Consider the following 21,753-nt stretch of genomic DNA (forward strand, 5'->3'; position numbering starts at 1 on the left):
GCCGTGCGCGCGCCCGCTGAACATGGTTCCTCGTGCCTCTCTCCGCGATACTGCCCGACCTCTCCCCCTGGCGTTCCACCCGCGACTTCCGGTTGCTGTGGGTCCAGGGTCTCGTCACGTACTTCGGCAGTTTCATGGCGCTGGTCGCGCTGCCGCTGCAGATCAAGGAGCTGACGGACTCACCGGTCGCGGTCGGGGCGATGGGCGCGGTGGAGCTGGTGCCGCTGGTCGTCTTCGGGCTCTACGGCGGCGCGCTCGCGGACGCCGTGGACCGGCGCAAGGTGATCCTCCTGACGGAGGCGGCGCTCGGCCTGCTGGCCGTCGTCCTGTTCGTGAACGCCCTGCTGCCCGACCCGCTGCTCTGGCCGCTGTACGTCGTCGCGGCGGGCGTCTCCGCGCTGTCCGGGCTGCAGCGGCCCGCCCTGGACTCGCTGATGGCGCGGATCGTGCCGCACGACCAGCTGACGGCGGCCGCCGCGCTCAACTCGCTGCGCTGGAACGTGGGCGCCATCGCGGGCCCCTCGCTCGCGGGCCTGGTCGTCGCGTTCGCCGGCCACGCGTCCGCGTACGCGATCACCATCGCCGGCTACACGGTCTCGGTGCTCCTGTGCACCCGCCTCTCCCCCGCGCCCGCCGCGCACGACGCGGAGAAACCGTCGCTGAAGGGCCTGGCGGAGGGCGCGCGGTACGCGTGGTCGCGGCCGGTGCTGCTCGGCACGTACGCGATCGACATGGCGGCGATGTTCTTCGCCTTCCCGAACACGATCTTCCCGTTCCTCGCGGACGACCTGGACGCGGAGTGGGCGCTCGGCCTGATGTACGCGGCCGGTGCGGTCGGCTCGCTGCTGTTCAGCCTCACCAGCGGGTGGACGTCGCGGATGCGGCGGCACGGGCTGCTGGTGGTCTTCGGGGCGGCGGGCTGGGGGCTCGCGGTCACCGCGGCGGGGTGGTTCTCGGACATCTGGCTCGTGCTGGCCTGCCTGGCGCTCGCGGGCGCCGGGGACATGGCGAGCGGCCTCGGCCGCTCCACCATCTGGAACCAGACGATCCCCGACGAGCTGCGCGGCCGGCTCGCCGGGATCGAGGTCCTCTCGTACAGCGTCGGCCCGCAGCTGGGTCAGGTCCGCGCGGGCGCCGCGGCGGGCTGGACCGGCACGCGGCCCGCCATCTGGTCGGGCGGCCTGGCCTGCGTGGCCTCGGTCGGCATCCTGGCGGCGGTGCTGCCGAGGCTCATCTCGTACGACGCGACGACGGACCCCGACGCGCGGCGCCGCAGGGAACGCGCCGCGCCGGGGACCGAACCGGTCGCCTCCTAGCCCCGCCCGCGCCTCCCCGGCCCCGTGCGGGGCGCGGGACTCACGCGTCGCCGTCCTCGCCCCGGGCGGCCGTGTCGTGCCACTTGGGGTCGTTCTCCCATTCGAGGTTGCGTTCCCGGGCCGTCTGCATGGCGTGCTCCGCCTCCTGCCGGGAGGCGTAGGGGCCCATGCGGTCCTTGCCGGGGCAGTCCGGGCCCTCCTCGACCTTCTGGTGCTCCAGGCAGTAGAACCACTCGCCCGGCCTGCCGGCCGCCCTCTTCTTGAACAGCGCCACGCCCCGCTCCTTCCGTCCTTGATCGGGTCATGCTCTCTGAGGCCATGCTGCCCCACCACGGCTGGCTAGACTCGCTGGCATGTCTGGCCAGTCACTGCTCGTCCCAGGGGAGCTCTCCCCCACCCGTTCCGTACCCGGCAACATCAGGCGCCCGGAGTACGTGGGGAAGCCCGCGCCGACCCCGTACACGGGTCCCGAGGTGCAGACCCCCGAGACCATCGAACTGATGCGCACCGCGGGTCGCATCGCGGCCCGCGCCATGGAAGAGGCCGCGAAGCACATCGCGCCGGGCGTGACCACCGATGAGCTGGACCGCGTCGCGCACGAGTACATGTGCGACCACGGCGCCTACCCCTCGACGCTGGGCTACCGCGGCTTCCCGAAGTCGCTGTGCAGCTCGGTCAACGAGGTCATCTGCCACGGGATCCCCGACTCCACCGTCCTGAACGACGGCGACATCATCAACCTCGACGTCACCGCGTACATCGGCGGCGTGCACGGCGACAACAACGCCACCTACCTCGTCGGCGACGTCGACGAGGAGTCGAGGCTGCTGGTCGAGCGGACCCGGGAGTCCCTCGACCGCGCCATCAAGGCCGTCAAGCCCGGCCGGCAGATCAACATCATCGGCCGGGTCATCGAGTCGTACGCCAAGCGCTTCGGATACGGCGTGGTGCGCGACTTCACCGGCCACGGCATCAACTCGTCCTTCCACTCCGGCCTGATCGTCCCGCACTACGACAGCCCGCACGCCACCACGGTCATCCGGCCCGGCATGACGTTCACGATCGAGCCGATGCTGACGCTCGGCACGCACGAGTACGACATGTGGGAGGACGGCTGGACCGTCGTCACCAAGGACCGGAAGCGGACCGCGCAGTTCGAGCACACGCTGGTGGTGACGGAGACGGGCGCGGAGATCCTCACGCTGCCCTGAGGAAGATCCGGTTCCGGGAGGTTCCGCGGGCCGGGGACGGGTAGCGTTTTTACCGACAGGACGTCGGGAACTGGTTGACTTAGGTAAGCCTAACTTGCCATGATCTGCAGGGGTCGCACCGGTTCCCGCCATCCCGTCACCCCCCGGCTCCCTTGGAGGCCCCGCATGGACACGGCGCCCACGCCCTTCTCGACGGTCATCCGCACCGCCTCCCACGAGCAGCACACCGAGGCCGAGACGTCGACGTTCATGAGCGATCTGCTCGGCGGCAGGCTCGGCGTCGATGCCTACGCCCGCTACACGGAACAGCTGTGGTTCGTGTACCGCGCCCTGGAGGAGGGCGCGCGGACCCTGCGCGAGGACCCCGTCGCGGGGCCGTTCATACGGCCCGAGCTGGCGCGGGTGGGCGAGCTGGAGCGCGACCTCACGCATCTGCGGGGCGCCGGGTGGCGCGAGGGCCTCACCCCGCTGCCCGCCACCGCGCGGTACGCGGCCCGGGTCGAGGAGTGCGCCCGCACCTGGCCGGGCGGCTATGTCGCCCACCACTACACCCGCTACCTCGGCGACCTCTCCGGCGGCCAGATCATCCGCGGCAGGGCCGAGCAGACCTGGGGCTTCGACCGCAAGGGCGACGGCGTGCGGTTCTACGTCTTCGAGAACATCCCCAACCCGGCCGCGTTCAAGCGGAGTTACCGCGAGCTGCTCGACGGGATCGACGCGGTGGTCACGGACGACCTGGAGAAGAAGCGCATGGTCGACGAGTGCAAGCGCGCCTTCGCCCTGAACACGGCGGTCTTCCGTGAGCTGGGGGAAGAGTTTCCGCTCTCCGCTTGAGCGGGGGCGGAGCCTTAGGTGGGCCGGCCCGTCCGGCTCAGGCTCACCCGGCCCCCCACCTCGATCAGGCCGTCCTGCGCCGGGGCCGTCAGGATCTGCGAGCCGCGGCCCTGCGTGATGTTGAGGGCGCGGTCCAGCTCCGCCGTGAGCAGCAGCGCCGCCGCGCCCGTCGCCTCGTCCTCGTCGATGCCGTCGTCCCGCCCCGGGAAGGCCCGTGCGCGGACGCGCCCCGCGGCCTCGTCCTGCCAGGCCCAGGCGTAGATCCACTCCCCCGGCGGCGGCACGTCCAGCGCGTCGACCTCGGCCGCCGACCCGTACCGCCGCAGCGTCCGCGGCGGCGCCCAGTCGGCCCGCGCCGTGATCCAGCTGAACTCGCCGTCCTGACGGGCCGCCACCACCCCTGCGGGCGTGCTGAGTTCGGGCAGGTCGAGGAGCCAGGCGGTGCCCACGCACGGGTGCCCGGCGAACGGCAGCCGCAGCGTGGGCGTGTAGATGTCGATGACGTCGCGCTCGGGGTCGTCGACGAACACCGTCTCGCTGAAGCCGAGCTTCCCGGCGAACGCCTGGCGGTCGCCGGACACGGGCATGCGGGCCCCGTCCCGCACGACACCGAGTTCGTTGCCGTGCCGGCCGTCGGGCCCGCAGAAGACACGCACCACGTCGAGTACGTCGCGTACGTCGTCGAATGATTCAGTCACCCGGGCATTGAAGCATCACACCGCGCCGGAGCCCCGGCGCCGTCCGAGGACCACCGCGCCCGCGCCGGCCGCCAGCGCGACCCCCGCCACGCCGAGCAGCGCGGCCGGGGGGACGGAGGCCCCGGTGGACGCCAGCGCCCCGGCCCCGCCCACCGAACCGCCGCCACCGCTGTCGCCGCCGCCCACGGAGCCCGAGCCCGTGGTACCGGTGCCGCCACCCGTCGCCGTGCCCGCCGCCCCGCCGCCGGACGGGAGTTCGGCCCCCGCCGACGTGGAGAGCGCGACGGTCACCGGGTCGAGCCGCTCACCCGCCTCGTAGGGAGAACCGTTGGCGTCGCTCGCGAACTGCTTGGCGCCGGCGGCCGTCAGGGTCGCCGGAAGACCGTCGAGCAGGACGACATCCCCCTTGGGCCGGTACGAGGCCTTGGAGAGGTCGAGCGTCGCGAACTCCACATCGTCGTTGGTGCCCTTGGGCGTGGTCACGTCGACGAGCAGGGTGCCCTTGGCGCCGTTCGTCCGCACCTTGAGGTCGCCGAACTTCATGTCGATGCCGTGCGCCTTGTACGTGAAGCGGACGCTGCCGCCGAAGGAGGCGTCGACCTTCCGGGCCCCGGAGTCCAGGCGCGCCTTGGCGTACGGGAAGGTGTAACCGGAAGCGGTCTTGCGCGTGCCGCCGCCGACGGTGGCCGCGCCTCCCCGGTCGATGTACTTGCGGAAGCTCTCCTTCAGCCCCCAGGAGAGGCGGCCGTCGACGACGCCCGCGGTCCGTCCGGCGGCCGGGGTGCGGGTGGGCCCGGTCGGCGGCGTGCCGGCCGGCTTCGACGGCTCGGTGGGCCGGTCGGAGTGGCCGGGTGTCGGGGTGGGCCTGCCGGGGGTGGTGGGCTTGCCCGAGCCGGTCGGCTCCGGCGTCCCCGGCGGCCGCTCGGTCACGGGGCCGCCCGGGGTCACCGTGAGCGTGGCCGGGTCGAGCTTCGCGCCCTCCTCGTACATGCCGTTGAACGCCTTGGCACCGTCGGCGGTCAGCGTCGCCGGGATGTCCTTGAAGACCATCGCGCCGCCCTCGCCCTGTCCCGGCCTGACCGCGCTCAGGTCGAGCTTCGCGAGGTCGATGTCGTTCTGGGTGGCACCGTTCAGGGTGACGTCGGCCCGGATGGCGCCGCCCTTGCCCTCGGTGCGGAGCCGCACGTCGGCGACGCGGATGTCGAACCGGTGGACGGTGGAGACGAATCGGACGTCTCCCTTGAAGGCCGTGTCCGTGGCGTGGGTGCCGGTGTCGTACGTCCCCTTGCCCCCGCCGAACCTGAACACCCCGTTGTCCGGGGCCTGTTCGGCGCCGCCGCCGGTCTCGATCCGGCCCTGGGCCATGCCGAGGACGTACTTGCGGAAGGATTCCTTCACACCCCAGTCCAGCGTGCCGTTCTTGAGCTCCAGCTTCGGCGGGGCCGCCGCGCCGCCGTCGGCGGCGAGCGCCGGCAGCGCGAGGGCGCTCGCGCCGAGGGCGACAGCGGTGGCGACGGCTGCCGCGAGGGTGAGGGGACGACGGGTGGCGGCCATGATCAGGCTTCTCCTTGGGGGTCGTGACAAATGCCGGGGTGAGGAGGGGGATTGGGCGGGGGTGGGGTGGGCTGGGCCGGGTGACGGCCACCGGGGGCGGTCAGGAGCCGTCGTCGCCGGGCTTGCGGCCGGGGGCGGAATCGGCGGCCGGGTCGGCAGAGGTATCGGGTCCCGTCCCCGCCCCCGCCCGCCTCCTGCGCAGGACCCCGAACGTGACCGCCGCGGCGAGCAGCACCGCGACACCGGCTCCGACACCGATGGGCACGGCGTTCGACGAGGAGCCGGAGGAGTCGGCGGCGTTCTCGGTCCGGGGGCGGGCGGGGTCCTTCGCGGGGCGCGGGTCGGGGCGCGCGGACGAGCCGAGGTCGGGCAGCGCGGGCAGCTCGGCGTCGGCGTCGAGGGCGACCGCAAGGGAGACCGGGTCCATCGCGGAGCCCGCCCGGTACATCCCGCCGAAGGCCTCGGCGCCCTCGGCGGTCAGCTTCGACGGGGCCTCGGTGAGGGAGACGAGGCCGCCCTTCGGCTTCAACTCCTTGTCCGGGGCGGGGAAGGTGACCAGCGGCGCCTTCTTCATGACGCCCTCGCCGCTTCCTGCCCCGCCACGCGCCCCGCCGCGCGCCACGTCCGCGAAGAGCGTGCCCTTGCCGTCCTTCACCTCGACCGCGATCCCACTCAGGGCGAGGTCGAGCCCGTGGGCCCCGGTGAAGCGGAGCGCGCCGGTGAACTCCGCGTCGAGTGTGTGCTTCTTCTCGTCGTACGTGCCCTTGCCCAGGGGGAAGCGGAAGAGCGCGCCGCCGTCCCGGGCGCCGCCGGAGAGCCGCCACCTCCCCTTGGCGATGGGCCCGGTGACGTACTCGCGGAACGTGCGCCGCACACCCCAGTCGACGGCGGCGTCCTCGACGCGGCCCTTCTTCGCCTCTGTCGCGTCCCGTGCCGCCTCACCGGACTTCCCCCCGGACTTCCCGGGCTTCGGCGACGGGGCCTTCAGGTCCGTCGAGAGGCTCACCGGGTCGAGTGCGGTGCCCGCCGGGTAGTACCCGGCGAAGGCCTTCGCCCCCTGCGAAGTGAGCGTCGCGGGGAGGTTGTTGAGGGCGATCGGTCCGGTGCCGCCCGTCATTCTGATGCCGGAGACGTCGAGCGAGGCGAACGGCACCTGGGCGGCGGAGGTGATCCTGCCGGTGCCCTTCTCCTTGCCGGTCATGTCGGCGTAGAGCGTGCCGGATCCGCCGGAGACCTTCACCGTGGGGCGGCTGATGGTGAGGTCGAGCTCGTACGAGCCGCCCTTCTTGTGCCCGGTGAAGCGCACTCCGCCCGAGAACGCGGCGGTGAATCTGCCGCTTCGCGGGTCGTACGTGCCCTTCGCCGAGTGGAAGCGGAACCGGTTGCCGCCGACCGTGGCGGCGCCGTCCCGCAGCGTCGAACCGCCGCGGGCGATGGGCCCGGTGACGTAACTCTGGAACGAGGACTTGATGCCCCAGTCGAGCCGGCCGCCCCGGACCGTGCGGTCCTCGGCGTGGGCGGTGGCCGCCGGGAGCAGCGCTCCGAGGAGTGCGGCGAGCACGACGAAGGCGCCGGCTCCGCCGGTGGCGCGCGCCTGTCCGGACGACGGCATGGGGGACCCCCTCCAGGTCTAGCTAATTAGGTAAGGCTAACCTAAACTACGATCGCTCCGGCCCGGAACCCCTCGAACCGGAACACCCGGCCGGCCGGATACCAACAGCTCGACAGGACGGTGGACTTCGGTGCGTATGCCGCGCTCACTCCGTATCGCCGGCGCGTGGGCCGCCGCTCTCGCCCTCGGCCTCAGCGGCTGCACGGCGGCGGACGACGGCGGTGCGCCGTCGTCCCGGGCCCGGGCGGCGGCGAGCGCCGCGCCCGATCGCGTCGAACCGCTGAAGACGCGCCCGAAGAGCGAACTGCCCGCCACCGTCATCTCCGCCGACGGCCACCGCGTGACGGTGCGGGACACCAGCCGCATCGTGCCGCTCACCGGCAGCCTCAACGAGATCGTCTTCACCCTCGGACTCGGCGGGCACGTCGTCGCCCGCGACATCACCGCCACCTTCCGCCAGGCGGAGAAGCTGCCGGTGGTGACGCGGGCGCACGACGTCTCCGCGGAGAGCGTGCTCTCGCTCAGGCCGACCGTCGTCCTCGCGGACACCACGACCGGCCCCGCCGAGGCCATCGACCAGATCCGTGACGCGGGCATTCCGCTCGTCGTGTTCGACCCGCCGAAGGGCCTCGGTGACGTGGGTCCGCGGATCAGGGCGGTGGCCGCGGCGCTCGGCGTGGACGCGGCGGGCACCGAACTGACCGAGCGCACGGAGCGGCGGATCGCGCGGGTCCGCGCCGCCGTCCCGGCCTCCGCCCGCCGGAAGAAGCCCCGGGTCGCCTTCCTCTACCTGCGCGGCTCCGCCTCCGTGTATCTGCTCGGCGGCCGCGGATCCGGGGCGAGTTCGCTCCTGGAGGCGGCGGGTGCCGTCGACGCGGGCAAGGAGTCCGGCCTCACGAAGGACTTCACGGCGATCACCAGCGAGGCGCTCGCGAAGGCCGCGCCCGACGCCATACTCGTGATGACGAAGGGCCTGGCCTCCGTGGGCGGCGTCGAGGGGCTGCTGAAGGTGCCGGGCGTCGCCGAGACCCCGGCCGGCCTGGACCGCCGCGTCGTCTCCATCGACGACGGCGTCCTCCTCAACTACGGGCCGCGCACCGACCAGGTCCTGAAGTCCCTGGTGGGCCAGGTGTACGGGGACGCCGCGTGAGTCTGCTGACCGAGCCCGGACCCCGTACCGGAGCCGCCCCCGAAGAGGCGCCACGGCGCCGCCGCGGCACCGCGCTCCCCCTCACCGCGGGCCTGGCCGCCGCCCTCGTCCTGCTCTGCCTGCTCTCCGCGGGCATCGGCGCCTACGACATCCCCCTCGGCGACGTCCTCTCCTCCGGCCGCCACCGGCTGGGGCTCGGCGGCTCCGCGCTCGACCGGGTCGGCGAGAGCGTGCTGTGGAACGTGCGGCTGCCCCGGGTCGCGCTCGCGCTGCTCGTCGGCGCCTCCCTCGGCTGCGCGGGCGCCCTGATGCAGGGGATGTTCGGCAACCCGCTCGCCGAGCCCGGCGTCATCGGGATCTCCTCGGGCGCGGCGGTCGGCGCCGTCGCCTCCATCGCGCTCGGCCTGCACTTCGCCGGGAACTGGACGGTCACGCTCTGCGCGTTCGCCGCCGGGCTCGCCACGGTCCTGCTCGTGTACGCCCTCTCGCGCGAGGGCGGCCGTACGGAAGTGGTCACCCTCATCCTCACCGGCATCGCGGTGAACGCCTTCGCGGGCGCCCTCATCGGCCTGGGCATCTTCCTCGCCGACAACGCGCAGATCAGCCAGATCACCTTCTGGCAGCTCGGCTCGCTCGCCCAGGCGACCTGGCCCAAGGTGCTCGCCGTGCTGCCCTGCGCGCTCCTCGGGCTGGCCGTCGCGCCCTTCCACGCGCGGAAGCTGGACCTCCTCGCGCTCGGCGAGCGGCCCGCCCGGCATCTGGGCGTGGACGTGGAACGGCTGCGGCTCGTCCTCGTCCTCGTGGTGGCCCTGCTGACCGCGGCCGCCGTGGCCGTCGCCGGGATCATCACCTTCGTCGGCCTCCTCGTACCGCATCTGCTGAGGATGGCCGCGGGTCCCGGGCACCGCTTCCTCGTGCCCGGCAGCGCGCTCGGCGGGGCGCTGGTCCTCGTCGCGGCCGATCTGGCCGCGCGCACGGTGGCCGCCCCCGCCGAGCTGCCGCTGGGCGTGCTCACCGCCCTCTTCGGCAGCCCGTTCTTCTTCTGGCTGCTGCGCAGGACCCGTCGCGGGCAAGGTGGTTGGGCATGATCGGACAGCTGGGCAGGAGACTCTTCGACGGGCGCGAGCGCGCGCTGCCCGCGCGCGCCGCGCACGGGGACGTCCTCGCCGAGGCCGACGGTCTCGTGGTGCGGCTCGGCGGGCGCGAGGCGCTCACCGGCGTCTCGCTCGCCGCCCGCGCGGGCGAGGTGCTCGCGCTGGTGGGCCCCAACGGCGCGGGGAAGTCGACCCTGCTGGCCGCGCTCGCCGCCGACCTGCCCGCCGACGCCGGGACCGTACGCCTCTGCGGGCGCCCCGCCGGCGACTGGGCGGCGCCCGAACTCGCCCTGCGGCGCGCCGTGCTGCCGCAGTCCGCGACGCTCTCCTTCCCCTTCCCGGTGGAGGACGTCGTCCGGATGGGGCGCGCGCCGTGGGCCGGCACGCGGTCCGCGGACGACGACGACCGGGTGGTGCGCGAGGCGATGGCGGTCACCGAGGTGGGTGCCTTCGCCGCCCGGCCCTTCGCCGCGCTCAGCGGCGGCGAGCGGGCGCGGGTGGCGCTCGCCCGCGTCCTCGCGCAGCGCGCCCCGCTGCTGCTGCTCGACGAGCCGACCGCCGCGCTCGACCTGCGCCACCAGGAGCTGGTGCTGCGGATCTGCCGCGAGCGGGCCGCCGCCGGTGACGCGGTCGTCGTGGTCCTGCACGACCTGGGCCTCGCGGCGGCGTACGCGGACCGGGTGGCGGTGCTGCGCGGCGGGGCCGTCGCGGCGGCGGGCGCGCCCGGCGACGTCTTCGAGGCGGCGCTGCTCTCCGAGGTGTACCGGCAGCCCGTGGAGGTCTTCCCGCACCCGCGCACGGGCGCCCCCGTGATCACGCCGCTCAGAGCCGCCGAAGATCGTACTTGACCGTTGTTTTACCTGGTCATGGGCGCCTCATCAGCCGACCGTGATCGGCTCGTGAGCGGTCGTGCCCCATGAGAGCTGAATCACTGACAGGGCGGGTATCCCCGAGGTAAGGCTCAGTTAAGTTAGGTCCGCCTCACCGGCTTGTGGTGGGGCCGGAACCCGTCCGTGACCCGCTTTGGAGCCCCGTATGCGACCCGTGCGACCCGCTCGCCTGTCCGTCGTCACCGCCGTCGCCACCGCGGCCGCCCTGACCGCCGTCACGGGCTGCACGGAGAAGAGCGACGCCGAGGGCGGCGCGAACAGCGTGCGCGTGACCGCCACCGACGACAAGTGCGAGGTCTCCAAGAAGGAGCTCTCCGCCGGCCACGTCGAGCTTGCCATCGAGAACAAGGGTTCCAAGGTCACCGAGGTCTACCTCCTCTTCCCCGACGACCGCATCGTCGGCGAGCGCGAGAACATCGGCCCCGGCACCAAGCAGAAGCTCACCGCCGAGGTGAAGGCCGGCTCCTACGAGATCGCCTGCAAGCCCGGCATGAAGGGCGACGGCATCCGCCAGAAGGTCACCGTCACCGGCGGCGGCAAGACCGCGAAGCGCGACCCCCGCCTGGACAAGGCCGTCGCCGCCTACCGCGAGTACGCGCAGGAGCAGGCCGACGCGACGCTCCCCAAGGTGAAGGTCTTCACCGACGCCGTGCGCAAGGGCGACCTCGCCGCGGCGAAGAAGGCGTACGCCGACTCCCGCATCGGCTGGGAGCGCACCGAGCCCGTCGCCGAGTCGTTCGGCGACATCGACCCGAAGGTCGACTTCCGCGAGGACGGGCTCGCCGAGGACCAGGACCCGGAGAAGGACTGGACGGGCTGGCACCGCCTCGAGCGGTCCCTGTGGAAGGACAAGAAGATCGGCGCGCGCGAGAAGCAGCTCGCCACCCGGCTCGACAAGGACCTCCTCGCCTGGCAGAAGCGGGTCGGCAAGGCCGTCATCACGCCGACCTCGATGGCGAACGGCGCCAAGGAGCTCCTCGACGAGGTCGCCACCGGCAAGGTCACCGGCGAGGAGGAGCGGTACTCGCACACCGACCTGGTCGACTTCAAGGCCAACGTCGAGGGCGCCCGCAAGTCGTACGAGCTCCTGAAGCCCGTCGCCGCCGAGAACGACCCGGCGCTCGCCAAGGAGCTCGACAAGCAGTTCTCGGCCCTGGAGAAGCTGCTCGACAAGCACCGCACCGGCGGTTCCGGTGACCTCTACGACTTCGTCTCCTACGACAAGGTCGGCAAGGCCGACCGCAAGGAACTCTCCGACGGCGTCAACGCGCTCGCCGAGCCGCTGTCGAAGCTGGCCGCGGCCGTCGCCAAGACCAAGTAGGGGCAAGGGGGAACGATGACCGAGAACACCGGAACCGACGCGCCGTCCCGGCGTGCGCTGCTCGGCTGGGGCGGTGCCGGGCTCGCGCTCGGCGCGGCCGCGGCGGGCGGCGCGGTGGCGATGACCCGCTCCGGCGACGACGCGGCGCCCGCCGCCGAGGCCGGGGCCGCCGTCGCCTTCCACGGCGCGCACCAGGCCGGCATCGCGACCGCCGTCCAGGACCGCCTGCACTTCGCGGCGTTCGACGTGAAGACGGACGACCGCGAGGCGTTCGTGGAGCTGCTCAAGGAGTGGACGAAGGCGGCGGCCCGGATGACCGCGGGGCACGTGGTCGGCGAGGGCGCCTACGGCGGGCTCGCCGAGGCGCCGCCGGACGACACCGGTGAGGCGCTCGGCCTCAAGCCGTCCCGGCTGACCCTGACGATCGGCTTCGGGCCCTCCCTCTTCGAGAAGTTCGGCCTCTCCGACCGGCGCCCCGAGGCCCTCGTCGACCTCCCCAAGTTCCCCGGCGACAACCTCGACAAGGCCCGCAGCGGCGGCGACCTGTGCGTGCAGGCCTGCGCGGACGACCCGCAGGTCGCCGTGCACGCCATCCGCAACCTCGCCCGCATCGGCTTCGGCAAGGTCGCCGTGCGCTGGTCCCAGCTGGGCTTCGGCAAGACGTCGTCGACGACGCCGGGCGCGCAGACCCCCCGTAACCTCTTCGGCTTCAAGGACGGCACGCGCAACGTGTCGGGCCAGGACGCCGCCGCCCTCGCCGACCACGTGTGGGTCGGCGCCAAGGACGGGCCCGCGTGGATGACCGGCGGGTCCTACCTCGTGGCGCGCCGCATCCGCATGAACATCGAGACGTGGGACCGGACTTCGCTCGGCGAGCAGGAGGACGTGTTCGGGCGGGACAAGGGCGAGGGCGCCCCCGTCGGCAAGGCCAAGGAGCACGACGAGCCGTTCCTGAAGGCGATGAAGCCCGACGCGCACGTCCGGCTCGCGCACCCCGACGCCAACCACGGGGCGACCATCCTGCGCCGCGGCTACTCCTTCACGGACGGCACCGACGGGCTCGGCCGGCTGGACGCGGGCCTCTTCTTCCTCGCCTACCAGCGGGACGTGCGCACCGGCTTCATCCCGGTCCAGCGCAACCTGGCGCGCTCCGACGCGCTCAACGAGTACATCCAGCATGTGGGTTCAGCGGTCTTCGCGATCCCGCCGGGCGTCCGCGACAAGGACGACTGGTGGGGCAGGAGCCTGTTCTCCGGGGAGGCGTGAGCCGATGTTCGGCAACTATCTGATCGGTCTGCGCGAGGGGCTGGAGGCCAGCCTCGTGGTCTGCATCCTCATCGCCTACCTGGTGAAGACCGGACGGCGTGACGCGCTCGTGCCCATCTGGACCGGCATCGGCGTCGCGGTGGCGCTCGCGCTCGGCTTCGGCTGCGCGCTGACCTTCGGTTCGCAGGAGCTGACGTTCCAGGCGCAGGAGGCGCTCGGCGGTTCGCTCTCGATCGTCGCGGTGGGCCTCGTGACGTGGATGGTCTTCTGGATGCGGCGCACGGCACGGCACCTCAAGGCCGAGCTGGGCGCCAAGCTCGACGCGGCCCTGCAGATGGGCACGGCCGCGCTGGTGGCGACCGCGTTCCTCGCGGTCGGCAGGGAGGGCCTGGAGACGGCGCTCTTCGTCTGGGCCTCGGTACGGGCGTCGAGCGACGGCTCGCACGGTCCGCTGCTCGGCGTCATCCTGGGCCTGCTCACCGCGATCGCGCTCGGCTGGCTGTTCTACAAGGGCGCGCTCCGCATCAACCTCGGGAAGTTCTTCACGTGGACCGGCGCGATGCTGGTCGTGGTGGCGGCGGGCGTCCTCGCGTACGGCGTGCACGACCTGCAGGAGGCGGAGTTCCTCGGCGGGCTGCGGGACAAGGCGTTCGACATCAGCGCGACCGTGCCGCCGGACAGCTGGTACGGCACGCTCCTCAAGGGCGTCTTCAACTTCCAGCCGGATCCGACGGTGGCGCAGGTCGTGGTCTGGCTGCTGTACCTGGTACCGACGCTGGCGTTCTTCTTCGCGCCGGGCGGGTCCGCGCCGCGCCGGGCCGCAGAACCGGAGAAGGCGACCGTTCCGGAACAGGGCTGACCCACCCGGCCGACCTCCCGTCGGCGGCCCGAACTGCCGTGCCTATGATCGTCGTTCACCAGTCGATCGACGTCCGAGGATTCCCCCCATGCGAACCTCCCGTTTCGGGAAGAGCCTTGCCACGCTGACCGCGGCGACCGCCGTCGCGCTCGGCGCCTCGCTGATGACCGCCCCCACCGCCTCGGCGGTCGGTGGCAGCGCCTGCACCAAGAACGTCAGGAACCACGACATGATGGTCATCAACGTGGGCGCCACCGCGTACTCGGGCCCCGGCACCGGCTACGGCAAGGTGAAGCGCCTGCAGTGGTTCGACAACGTCCACGTCCGCTGCTCCACGGTGAAGCGCGGCACCCGGTGGTACTACGGCGACCTGCCCCGCACCAGCAAGCGCGGCTGGGTCGACGCGCAGCTCCTGCAGGAGATCTGACCCCCACGGCGCACCCCGTTCCGGGCCCGATAAGGTTCGGGCCCGGGAAGGGGTAGGTGAAGGATTCCGATGAGCAACGTCCGCAGGGTCCGCGGTCCCCGTCGGCCCGTCATGGCGTCGGCGGCGGTGACGGCTCTGGCGCTCGCCGCGAGCGGATGCGTGACCGTGCACGGCGAGCGTGAGGTGGTGCCCGCGGCCACCAAGGCCGAGGCCGGCCGCGCGCTCGAGGACTTCCTCGCCGCGTACAACAAGGCCGACAAGACCTACGACGCCGACGCGGACGCCGCCCGCATCACCGGGCCGCTGGGCGCGATCAACCAGGGCGGCCTGAAGTCCCGGCACGTGCAGCACCCGGAGGGCAACAAGGGCCATGTGCCGCTGGAGCTCGACGACGTGTCGTACGTGATCCCGAAGAAGGCCGGCTGGCCCCGCTGGTTCGTGGCCGACACGAAGGCCAACCGCCGCTCGGACCTGCGCTGGCTGTGGGTCTTCACCAAGAGCGGCCCCGACGAGCTGTGGCGGGCCACCTATCTGAACCTGGTGGCGCCGAAGAAGCTGCCAAAGCTGAAGAAGGACGAGGACGGCTTCGCGGAGCCGGTGGACGTGACCGCCGAGGACCTCGCCCTGGCCCCTGCGAAGCTCGGCGAGGAGTACACGTCGTACCTGAAGTCGGGGGGTGACGCCTTCGCCCCGGGTGACCACACGTCCACCTGGAAGGCGTACCGCGACCGGAACACCAAGCGGGCCGGCCTGGCCGTGCAGTACATCGACGAACCGCAGAACGGCGGCTCGTTCGCGCCGCTGGGGCTGCGCACCGCGGACGGCGGCGCGATGGTGTTCTTCTCGACGCGGCACTACGAGAAGCAGACCGCGTTCAAGGGCCTGAGCCCGAAGGTCGACGCCGACGCGAAGGCCCTGCTCAAGGGCGAGGTACGGCAGTCCCTGCTCCTCGACCGGGTCTCGAACCAGGTGGTCGTCGACCCGAAGAAGCCGGGGAAGGTCACCTTCCTGAGCCGTATCCAGGGCCTGACGGGCGCCACGGGCGGCTGACCGCCCCGCCGCGCGCCCCGCACCGCCTCCGGTGCGGTCAGCCCCTCAGCGGCCAGGCGGCGACGTCCTGTTGGGGCTCGCCCGCCACGCGTGCGCATTCGTCGGTGAGCGTCTCAAGGAGCGTCAGCGGGTCCGGCAGCGGATGCTCGGGGCCGCGGAGCCAGCGCACCTCCTGGTCGCCGGGGAGCCGGGCGGGCGGCACCAGGACGTACGACCCGCGGCAGTGCCAGCGAAGACCCGGATGCTCGTCCATCGTCTCGGGGTGGCAGTCCAGCTCGCAGGGCCACCACTCGTCCTCGTCCTCGGGGGTGCCCCGGGTGGCGGTGTAGAAGAGGAGCCTGCCCCGGCCGTTGCTGCCGCCGGATTCGGCGACCGGGCCTACCTCGATGCCGGCGGCGAGGAGCCGCTCCAGGGCCTCAAGACCGGCCTCCAGGGGCACGTCGAGGACGTCGTGGATCATGCCGGTCGCGGTGATGAAGTTGGCCTGCGGCTGGTGGCGGGCCCACCGCTCGATCTGGCCGCGGTCCGTCGTGGACTGCGTCTGCCAGGCGAAGGAGACGGGGTGCCGGGCGGGTGTGGGACAGCCGATGCGGTCGCAGGAACATCGGTACCCCGACGGATACGCGGCCGGGGCGAGCGGCAGCCCGGCCGCCGCCGCGGCGAGCAGCAGGTCCTCGCGGGCCCGGTCATCGCCCGCCGTGTCCCTCGGACGGCGGCGGAACCACTGGGAAATCCTGCCCTGCCCGCCGGACCGGCCACCGAACTCCGCGCCCATCTAGCCCCTCACCTCGCCGTTGTGCCGAAAGCTTGACCCATGGTCCCACCATCCTGCGCTCCGGGGGGCCGGAGCCCGCATCCGGGGTGGCCGGGGCGATGCCAGCCGCGGGCCTCATAGCGAGTCATTGGTGAGTAAGGAGGGATTTTTCCCCCTACCGTGGGCGTCATGGTCATTAGGACTGTGCTGACGGGCCTCACGGCGCTGACCCTCACGGCACCGAACGGCTACCTCGCCCCGATCGAGTGGGGCGGCGGCCCCCTGACCGTGGACGCGCTCCCCCGCGTCGTCTACACGGCGCACCGCGGCGGCGCCCTGGAGGTCCCGGAGAACAGCATGTCGGGCCTCCTGACGGCGTTCCGGCGCGGCACCGCCCAGGTCCTCGACTTCGACACGCGGATACTGCGCGACGGCACGCCGGTGGTCATGCACGACGCCACCCTGGACCGCACCACGTACTCGACGGGTCCGGTGCGCGCCCTGACCCGGTGGGAGTGGCTGGCGGTCCGGCTGCGGCCGGGGGCCACGCTGCCCGGCCACTGGCGCCCGGAGCGGCCGCCGACGGTCGCCGAGGTCCTGGACCGGTTCGGCGGGCGGATCATGCTGATGCTTGAGGCGAAGGACCCGCGGAGTCTCAAGTCGCTGGCCGGGCTGATCCGCGCCCGCGGCCTGACCCGTTCGGTCTTCGTGAACACCAACAGCCCAGCGGTCGCCCTCCGGGCCCACAATCTGGGTCTGCTGGCGCAGCTGTGGCGCTCGAAGACGCAGATGCGCACGGACCGGCCGCACCACTGGTCGTCGTTCGTGGACGTCCTGGACGTCGACTACAAGGCGCGCGACAGCGATCTGGTGCGGGCGGTCAACTCGGGCATCCCGCGGGTGTGGGCGCACACCGTCACCTCGCCGAAGCAGCGCGACCGGGTGCTGCGGCTGGGCTGCAACGGCGTGATCACGGACGCGCCCGGCCTGCTCTCGCGCACGCCGGTGAAAAAGCGCCGGGCGGCCACGGGGGTCCGTACGACCAAGGCGGTCAGGACGGTCAGGGCGGCCGGGCCGGTCGGGGTAACCGTGCGGTGAGCCCCCGGGGGCCGCCGCTCAGGAGGCCGGGGGGCGCGTCGCGATGCCGTGGAGCGCGTACTCGACGAGGGTGTCGGCGTAGGCGTGGGTGAGGGGGCCCGAGCGCATCAGCCAGCGCTGGGCGAGCGGGCTCGACCAGAGTTCGAGCGCGATGCGGGGGTCGACACCGGGGTCGACCTGGCCCGCCTCCTGGGCCTGGCGCACCCGCTTCACGAAGAGCTGGAGCTGGGGCTCGAGGAGCTTCTCGACGAATTCGGCGCCCAGCTCGGGGTTGAGCAGCCCCTCGGCGGCCAGGGCCCGGTAGGGGGCGTCGTACTTGGCGTCGTTGAACTCGTCGACGGTGGCCCGCATCACGTACTTGAGGTCGGCCTCCAGGTCACCGGAGTTCGGGATCTCGGTCTGGAGCTCGTCCTGGCCGGCCTTCTCGCCGGCCTCGCGGGCGGCCTGTTCGCCGAGGTCCATGAAGGCGTCGAGCAGGACGGCGCCCTTCGACGGCCACCAGCGGTAGATCGTCTGCTTGCCGACGCCGGCGCGGGCCGCGATGGCCTCGATCGTCAGCTTGGCGTAACCGAGCTCGTCGACGAGGGCGAGGGCGGCGTCGTAGATCGCGCGGCGCGAGCGTTCGCTGCGGCGCGTGGAGTCGGGGGGAGTCTTCTGGGCCATGCCGTCGAATGTAGCAGCGACCGAACCGATACGTACCGTCTTGACAAGACGCTCCGTCTCGTTCAGAGTAGTCCCCGAAGCGAGACGCACCGTCTCGCCGACTCGATGAGCTGGAGGCGGACCATGACCCGAACCGGATCCGGAAACATGCTGGGCGTCGGCGGCACCCGCAGCAACCTCTCCCGCGCCGCCCTGCGCGGCGCGGGCCGCGGCGGCCGCACCGGCGGCGCGCTCAGCGCCCAGGAACAGAAGCGTGAGCTGCTGCGGAAGCTGCGGGAGGGCCGCGAGACGCACGGCGGGCGGTGAGCCGGGGACACGGGTGGCGGCATGACCATTCGGTAACCACCCGTTCGGTGCACAGCGCGAAGGCTCCTCACACCGCACTATGGGCATCAACTGCCCCACCAAGGGCGGCAACTGACCCTGCGGTACGTGAGGAGCCTTCGTTGTCCCGTATTCCTCGCTCTCCTCGGCGCGCCACACCCCGGCGCTACCTGATGTGCCCACCGGCACACTTCAAGGTCACCTACTCCATCAACCCCTGGATGGACCCCGCCAAACCGGTCGACGTCCCGCTGGCCGTGGCCCAGTGGGAAGACCTGCGCGACCGGTACCGGGCGCTCGGCCACACCGTCGAGGAACTCGTCCCCCGGCGCGACCTGCCGGACATGGTCTACGCGGCGAACGGCGCGACCGTCGTCGGCGGACGCGTGCTCGGCGCGCGCTTCGCCTACCGCGAGCGGGAACAGGAGGCCGCGGCCCACCTGGAGTGGTTCCGCGCCCACGGCTTCACCGAGATCCACGAACCCGCCCACATCAACGAGGGCGAGGGCGACTTCGCCGTCACCTCCTCCTACGTCCTGGCCGGACGCGGCTTCCGGGCCAGCCCGCTCTCGCACGGCGAGGCCCAGGAATTCTTCGGCAGACCGGTGATCGGGCTCGACCTGATCGACCCGCGCTACTACCACCTGGACACCGCGCTCGCCGTCCTGGACGACGCGGCGGACGACGTCATGTACTACCCGCCCGCCTTCTCCCCCGGCAGCCGCGCGGTGCTGCGCCGGCTCTTCCCCGACGCGCTGATCGCCGAGGAGCCCGACGCCGTGGCGCTCGGGCTCAACGCCGTCTCCGACGGGCTCCACGTGCTCCTGCCGCAGGCCGCGGTGGGGCTCTTCGGCCCCTTGCGCGACCGCGGCTACGAACCCATCGGGATGGACCTGAGCGAACTGCTCAAGGGCGGCGGCAGCGTGAAGTGCTGCACGCAGGAGCTGCGGGTCTAGCCCTTCCCGCGCTCGGCCGGGCAGAGCCGGCGCGGCGCGTCGTCGCCCTTGAGACGGGCGTCGACGCAGCCGCCGGGCAGCCCGTGGTACGCCGTGGTGCCGAAGTTGGCCGTGACGGTCAGCGTGCCCCTGCCGAACGCCGTGCGCTGCACGGTGTCGTCGGCCTTCAGCCGCCGGTAGGAGGTGAGGGGCTCGGTGCCCGCGGCCTTGTGCAGCGGCTCGAAGTACCGCTGCAGTGCGGCCAGTTCGGCGCCGTGCCGCTTGAGCGACGGGCCGTCGAGGACGTAGTTGAGGGGGGTGTTGTAGAGCATGGCCAGCAGGGCGCGGGTGGTCTTCTGCCGGGGCAGCTTCTCGTACGAGAGCTCCCAGCGCTCGGTGTTGACCAGCGAGCCGTGCAAGGCGCTCTCGTAGAGCGGGATCCGGTAGCGGGGGTCGTACATCGCCTTGGCGAGACCGGCGGGGAGGTCGACCGGCTTGAAGAAGACGCCGGGGGCGTTCTCCGGGTAGTAGCCGCCCCACTTCTCGCGGTCCTTCTGGAGCTTCCACATGCCGTCGGCGACCGGGGTGGCGCCGCCGTGGTCGAAGGCGAGGGTTCCGTTGGCCCAGGCCTGGGCGGTCTCCGAGCCGAGGACGAGACCGGTGTCCGCGATCCGCCGCATCCGCGCCAGGCGGTACGCGCGGTCCTCGGCCTTCGTCATCCGGTGGCCCTTGCCGTGGTCGCGGAAGAGCTCGCCCGTGGCGTCGACGTCGAGGAAGTAGCTGTCGGCGCCGTTGGCGACCATCGCGCGGGTGCGGTCGGCGAGGTAGTGGTGGCGCGGCTCGGCCCGCTCGAAGGCGCGCGAGCTGAGGTAGCAGCCGCGGCCGCCGAAGCCGGTCTCCGGCTTGCCGTCGGCGTCGCGGACGCAGAAGTCGGGGTAGACGGTGCCGGGCCACACCGCGTTGGGAGCGTCGGCGGACTTCGGGTCCTGGCCGTTGGCGAAGGAGTCGTAGGGGCCCATCAGGTAGCCCGCCTTCTTCGCGGCCCGCACCGCCGCCTTGTCCGGGTAGGGCTTCCCGTCGTAGCCGAGCCACATCCGGTCCACGCCGAGCTTCTTGAGCCGCTCGATCCCGGCGGCCTCGCGGGCGTCGCCCCAGGTGTAGGCGTGGAAGGCGCCGAGCAGCTTGGCCGTTGCGGGGTTCTTCCCGATCTTCCGCTTCAGGCTGCCGAGCCGGCCGTGCTCGGCGAGGTAGGAACGGTAGTCGGTGGCGGGCGCGACCGGGTTGCCGTCGGTCAGGGCGAAGGTGACGGCGTAGTCGCGGGTGCCCTCGCCGGCGTCGAAGGCGTGCTCGGCGGTGGCGCGCAGCCGGCCGCCCGGCGCGGTGAAGCCGAGGGTGGTGCCGATGTCGGTGGGCGTGAGGTAGCTGACGCCGGCCTTCCCGCCGAAGGAGTAGCCCCACAGCGGCAGGGTCAGGTCGGCGCCCACGTCGACGGTGCTGCCGCCGAGGCCGCCCTCGCCGGTGGTCCAGAAGGCGTCCCCGACGGGGATGTCCAGGCCCTCGCCGCGCGGCAGCTGGAGCGCGGAGGCGGCGCTGTCGGTGCCGGTGACCGGCCAGCTGACGGAGGTGTCGCGGCCGGCCTTCAGGCGCAGGGAGAGACGGCCGTGGTCGGTGCGGGCGGTGACGTCGATGCCGCGCTCGGGGTAGCTCCAGCGCGCCGTGCCCCCGCCGCCCCTGTGCACCGGGCCCGGCGCGCCGAGGTCGGTGCCCGCGGCGTCGGAGAGGGTGAGGTCGCGGCCGTCGCGGGTGCGGGCGCGCACGGCGAGGGTGGCGGTGTCGACGACGGCGGTGCCGCCGTCGAGCGACAACTCGACCTTCTTGCCGTGCGGTTGCCCGGCACCGGCGGTGAAGGCGTACGTGGTGGCGCCGGCCGCGACGACGGCGAGCGCGATGGACAAGGAGAGGAAACGGGCCTCCGACCGCCTGCGGGCGTGGCCGGGAGAGCTGCTCTTGGTGGGCATGAGGACTGGATAGTCGCCACCTCTAAGAACCTTTTAAGAAGAGGGGCAGTTCAGCCATCCGGCCGGGGACGTGCTAACAATACGGGCGCACGGGTACGCAGAACTTCCGTGCGAACGCAGCACCACAACCAAACAGTCGGGCCCACCCGGGCCCAGGGGGAAGAAGAGGTATCAGCGCAGTGAATCGCATGCGCACGTCCGCCGCGGTCCTGGCCACCGCGGGAGCACTCACCGCCGCCCAGCTCGGCCTCGCCGGTTCCGCGTCCGCGGCGAGCGGCCCGACGGCTCCGAAGGCCTCGCCGCGCGCCGTCGCCGGCTGCCCGATCGACATCGTCTACACGTCCCGCTTCCAGATCGACCGGAACGGCTGGGTCACCAACGGCGGACTGTACTTCGGGCTGAAGAACAAGAGCACGCAGAGCATCAAGAAGGTCACCTTCACGGTGACCAACGTCAAGAACGTCCGCTTCGGCACCGCCACGCCGAAGGGCGGCAAGATCACCCACAAGACGTCGAAGACCGTCTCGGTCTACGACAAGAGCCTGGCGGGCAAGGCCAAGCTCGGCGTCAAGGTCCGCACCCACCTGCTGAACACCAGGACCTACAAGGTGAAGTTCGCCGTGCACGGCACCGGCTGGAACTGCGCCGTCAACCAGGGCACCTGGGGCGCCTGAGCCGC

The 21,753-nt window shown here is 72.5% G+C and carries 22 protein-coding genes; 15 read left to right on the top strand and 7 right to left on the bottom strand.

What is annotated here, in order from left to right; all coding sequences use genetic code 11:
• Positions 1–32 precede the first annotated feature (32 nt).
• A complete protein-coding gene (locus ACZ7DY_RS10610; protein WP_471132769.1) occupies positions 33–1,316 on the top strand; it encodes an MFS transporter in 1,284 nt (427 codons plus the stop codon).
• Between the two features lie 40 nt (positions 1,317–1,356).
• On the opposite strand, the gene ACZ7DY_RS10615 is transcribed toward ACZ7DY_RS10610, so the two are convergent.
• A complete protein-coding gene (locus tag ACZ7DY_RS10615) occupies positions 1,357–1,590 on the bottom strand; it encodes a hypothetical protein (RefSeq protein ID WP_471132772.1) in 234 nt (77 codons plus the stop codon).
• 79 nt (positions 1,591–1,669) lie between these two features.
• On the opposite strand from ACZ7DY_RS10615, the gene map reads away from it, so the two are divergent.
• On the top strand, positions 1,670–2,527 hold the full coding sequence (gene map / locus ACZ7DY_RS10620; protein WP_471132774.1) for a type I methionyl aminopeptidase: 858 nt from the start codon (positions 1,670–1,672) through the stop codon (positions 2,525–2,527).
• Between the two features lie 165 nt (positions 2,528–2,692).
• Positions 2,693–3,361 carry a biliverdin-producing heme oxygenase gene (locus ACZ7DY_RS10625; protein WP_471132776.1) on the top strand — a complete coding sequence of 223 codons (669 nt, stop codon included), beginning with the start codon at positions 2,693–2,695 and terminating at the stop codon, positions 3,359–3,361.
• A 14-nt stretch (positions 3,362–3,375) separates the two neighbouring features.
• On the opposite strand, the gene ACZ7DY_RS10630 is transcribed toward ACZ7DY_RS10625, so the two are convergent.
• The 3 genes from ACZ7DY_RS10630 to ACZ7DY_RS10640 form a co-directional block, all read right to left on the bottom strand.
• Positions 3,376–4,059: a PhzF family phenazine biosynthesis protein gene (locus tag ACZ7DY_RS10630; RefSeq protein ID WP_471132778.1), complete on the bottom strand. Its 684-nt coding sequence runs from the start codon at positions 4,057–4,059 to the stop codon at positions 3,376–3,378.
• A 15-nt stretch (positions 4,060–4,074) separates the two neighbouring features.
• Positions 4,075–5,613 (bottom strand): HtaA domain-containing protein, encoded by a 1,539-nt coding sequence (locus ACZ7DY_RS10635; protein WP_471132780.1) that lies wholly within the window; start codon positions 5,611–5,613, stop codon positions 4,075–4,077.
• Positions 5,614–5,713: 100 nt separating this feature from the next.
• Positions 5,714–7,225, bottom strand: coding sequence for an HtaA domain-containing protein (locus ACZ7DY_RS10640; RefSeq protein WP_471132782.1), 1,512 nt, complete (start codon positions 7,223–7,225; stop codon positions 5,714–5,716).
• A 136-nt stretch (positions 7,226–7,361) separates the two neighbouring features.
• On the opposite strand from ACZ7DY_RS10640, the gene ACZ7DY_RS10645 reads away from it, so the two are divergent.
• From ACZ7DY_RS10645 to ACZ7DY_RS10680, 8 genes are all read left to right on the top strand, one after another.
• Positions 7,362–8,375: a heme/hemin ABC transporter substrate-binding protein gene (locus ACZ7DY_RS10645; RefSeq protein ID WP_471132783.1), complete on the top strand. Its 1,014-nt coding sequence runs from the start codon at positions 7,362–7,364 to the stop codon at positions 8,373–8,375.
• Positions 8,372–9,463, top strand: a complete 1,092-nt coding sequence (locus ACZ7DY_RS10650) for a FecCD family ABC transporter permease (protein ID WP_471132786.1) — start codon at positions 8,372–8,374, stop codon at positions 9,461–9,463. Before ACZ7DY_RS10645 ends, ACZ7DY_RS10650 begins: the two co-directional genes overlap by 4 nt.
• Positions 9,460–10,317, top strand: coding sequence for a heme ABC transporter ATP-binding protein (locus tag ACZ7DY_RS10655; RefSeq protein ID WP_471132789.1), 858 nt, complete (start codon positions 9,460–9,462; stop codon positions 10,315–10,317). Before ACZ7DY_RS10650 ends, ACZ7DY_RS10655 begins: the two co-directional genes overlap by 4 nt.
• Before the next feature lie 196 nt (positions 10,318–10,513).
• The gene (gene efeO / locus ACZ7DY_RS10660) at positions 10,514–11,680 is read left to right on the top strand and encodes an iron uptake system protein EfeO (protein ID WP_471134476.1); all 1,167 of its coding nucleotides are present in this window, start codon (positions 10,514–10,516) and stop codon (positions 11,678–11,680) included.
• A 15-nt stretch (positions 11,681–11,695) separates the two neighbouring features.
• Positions 11,696–12,946, top strand: a complete 1,251-nt coding sequence (efeB, locus tag ACZ7DY_RS10665) for an iron uptake transporter deferrochelatase/peroxidase subunit (RefSeq protein ID WP_471132792.1) — start codon at positions 11,696–11,698, stop codon at positions 12,944–12,946.
• 4 nt (positions 12,947–12,950) lie between these two features.
• On the top strand, positions 12,951–13,805 hold the full coding sequence (gene efeU / locus ACZ7DY_RS10670) for an iron uptake transporter permease EfeU (RefSeq protein ID WP_471132795.1): 855 nt from the start codon (positions 12,951–12,953) through the stop codon (positions 13,803–13,805).
• A gap of 88 nt (positions 13,806–13,893) precedes the next feature.
• Positions 13,894–14,232 (top strand): SH3 domain-containing protein, encoded by a 339-nt coding sequence (locus ACZ7DY_RS10675; RefSeq protein WP_471132798.1) that lies wholly within the window; start codon positions 13,894–13,896, stop codon positions 14,230–14,232.
• Between the two features lie 69 nt (positions 14,233–14,301).
• Complete coding sequence (locus ACZ7DY_RS10680) at positions 14,302–15,282, top strand: SCO2278 family lipoprotein (RefSeq protein ID WP_471132801.1); 981 nt, start codon at positions 14,302–14,304, stop codon at positions 15,280–15,282.
• A gap of 37 nt (positions 15,283–15,319) precedes the next feature.
• Here the strand turns inward: ACZ7DY_RS10680 and ACZ7DY_RS10685 are convergent, their stop codons facing one another.
• A complete protein-coding gene (locus tag ACZ7DY_RS10685; protein ID WP_471132803.1) occupies positions 15,320–16,057 on the bottom strand; it encodes a bifunctional DNA primase/polymerase in 738 nt (245 codons plus the stop codon).
• Positions 16,058–16,225: 168 nt separating this feature from the next.
• On the opposite strand from ACZ7DY_RS10685, the gene ACZ7DY_RS10690 reads away from it, so the two are divergent.
• Complete coding sequence (locus ACZ7DY_RS10690; RefSeq protein WP_471132805.1) at positions 16,226–17,134, top strand: glycerophosphodiester phosphodiesterase; 909 nt, start codon at positions 16,226–16,228, stop codon at positions 17,132–17,134.
• Between the two features lie 18 nt (positions 17,135–17,152).
• On the opposite strand, the gene ACZ7DY_RS10695 is transcribed toward ACZ7DY_RS10690, so the two are convergent.
• On the bottom strand, positions 17,153–17,797 hold the full coding sequence (locus ACZ7DY_RS10695) for a TetR/AcrR family transcriptional regulator (protein WP_471132808.1): 645 nt from the start codon (positions 17,795–17,797) through the stop codon (positions 17,153–17,155).
• 123 nt (positions 17,798–17,920) lie between these two features.
• Between ACZ7DY_RS10695 and ACZ7DY_RS10700 the strand changes: the two genes are divergently transcribed.
• Positions 17,921–18,103 carry a DUF6243 family protein gene (locus ACZ7DY_RS10700; protein WP_471132811.1) on the top strand — a complete coding sequence of 61 codons (183 nt, stop codon included), beginning with the start codon at positions 17,921–17,923 and terminating at the stop codon, positions 18,101–18,103.
• Between the two features lie 140 nt (positions 18,104–18,243).
• Positions 18,244–19,077, top strand: a complete 834-nt coding sequence (gene ddaH / locus ACZ7DY_RS10705; RefSeq protein ID WP_471132813.1) for a dimethylargininase — start codon at positions 18,244–18,246, stop codon at positions 19,075–19,077.
• On the opposite strand, the gene ACZ7DY_RS10710 is transcribed toward ddaH, so the two are convergent.
• Entirely contained in the window at positions 19,074–21,074 is a 2,001-nt protein-coding gene (locus tag ACZ7DY_RS10710) for a glycoside hydrolase (protein WP_471132816.1), read from the bottom strand. The genes ddaH and ACZ7DY_RS10710 overlap by 4 nt on opposite strands.
• A 188-nt stretch (positions 21,075–21,262) precedes the next feature.
• Between ACZ7DY_RS10710 and ACZ7DY_RS10715 the strand changes: the two genes are divergently transcribed.
• On the top strand, positions 21,263–21,748 hold the full coding sequence (locus ACZ7DY_RS10715; RefSeq protein WP_471132819.1) for a hypothetical protein: 486 nt from the start codon (positions 21,263–21,265) through the stop codon (positions 21,746–21,748).
• Positions 21,749–21,753 lie beyond the last annotated feature (5 nt).

This window comes from Streptomyces sp. NPDC037013, assembly GCF_055607265.1.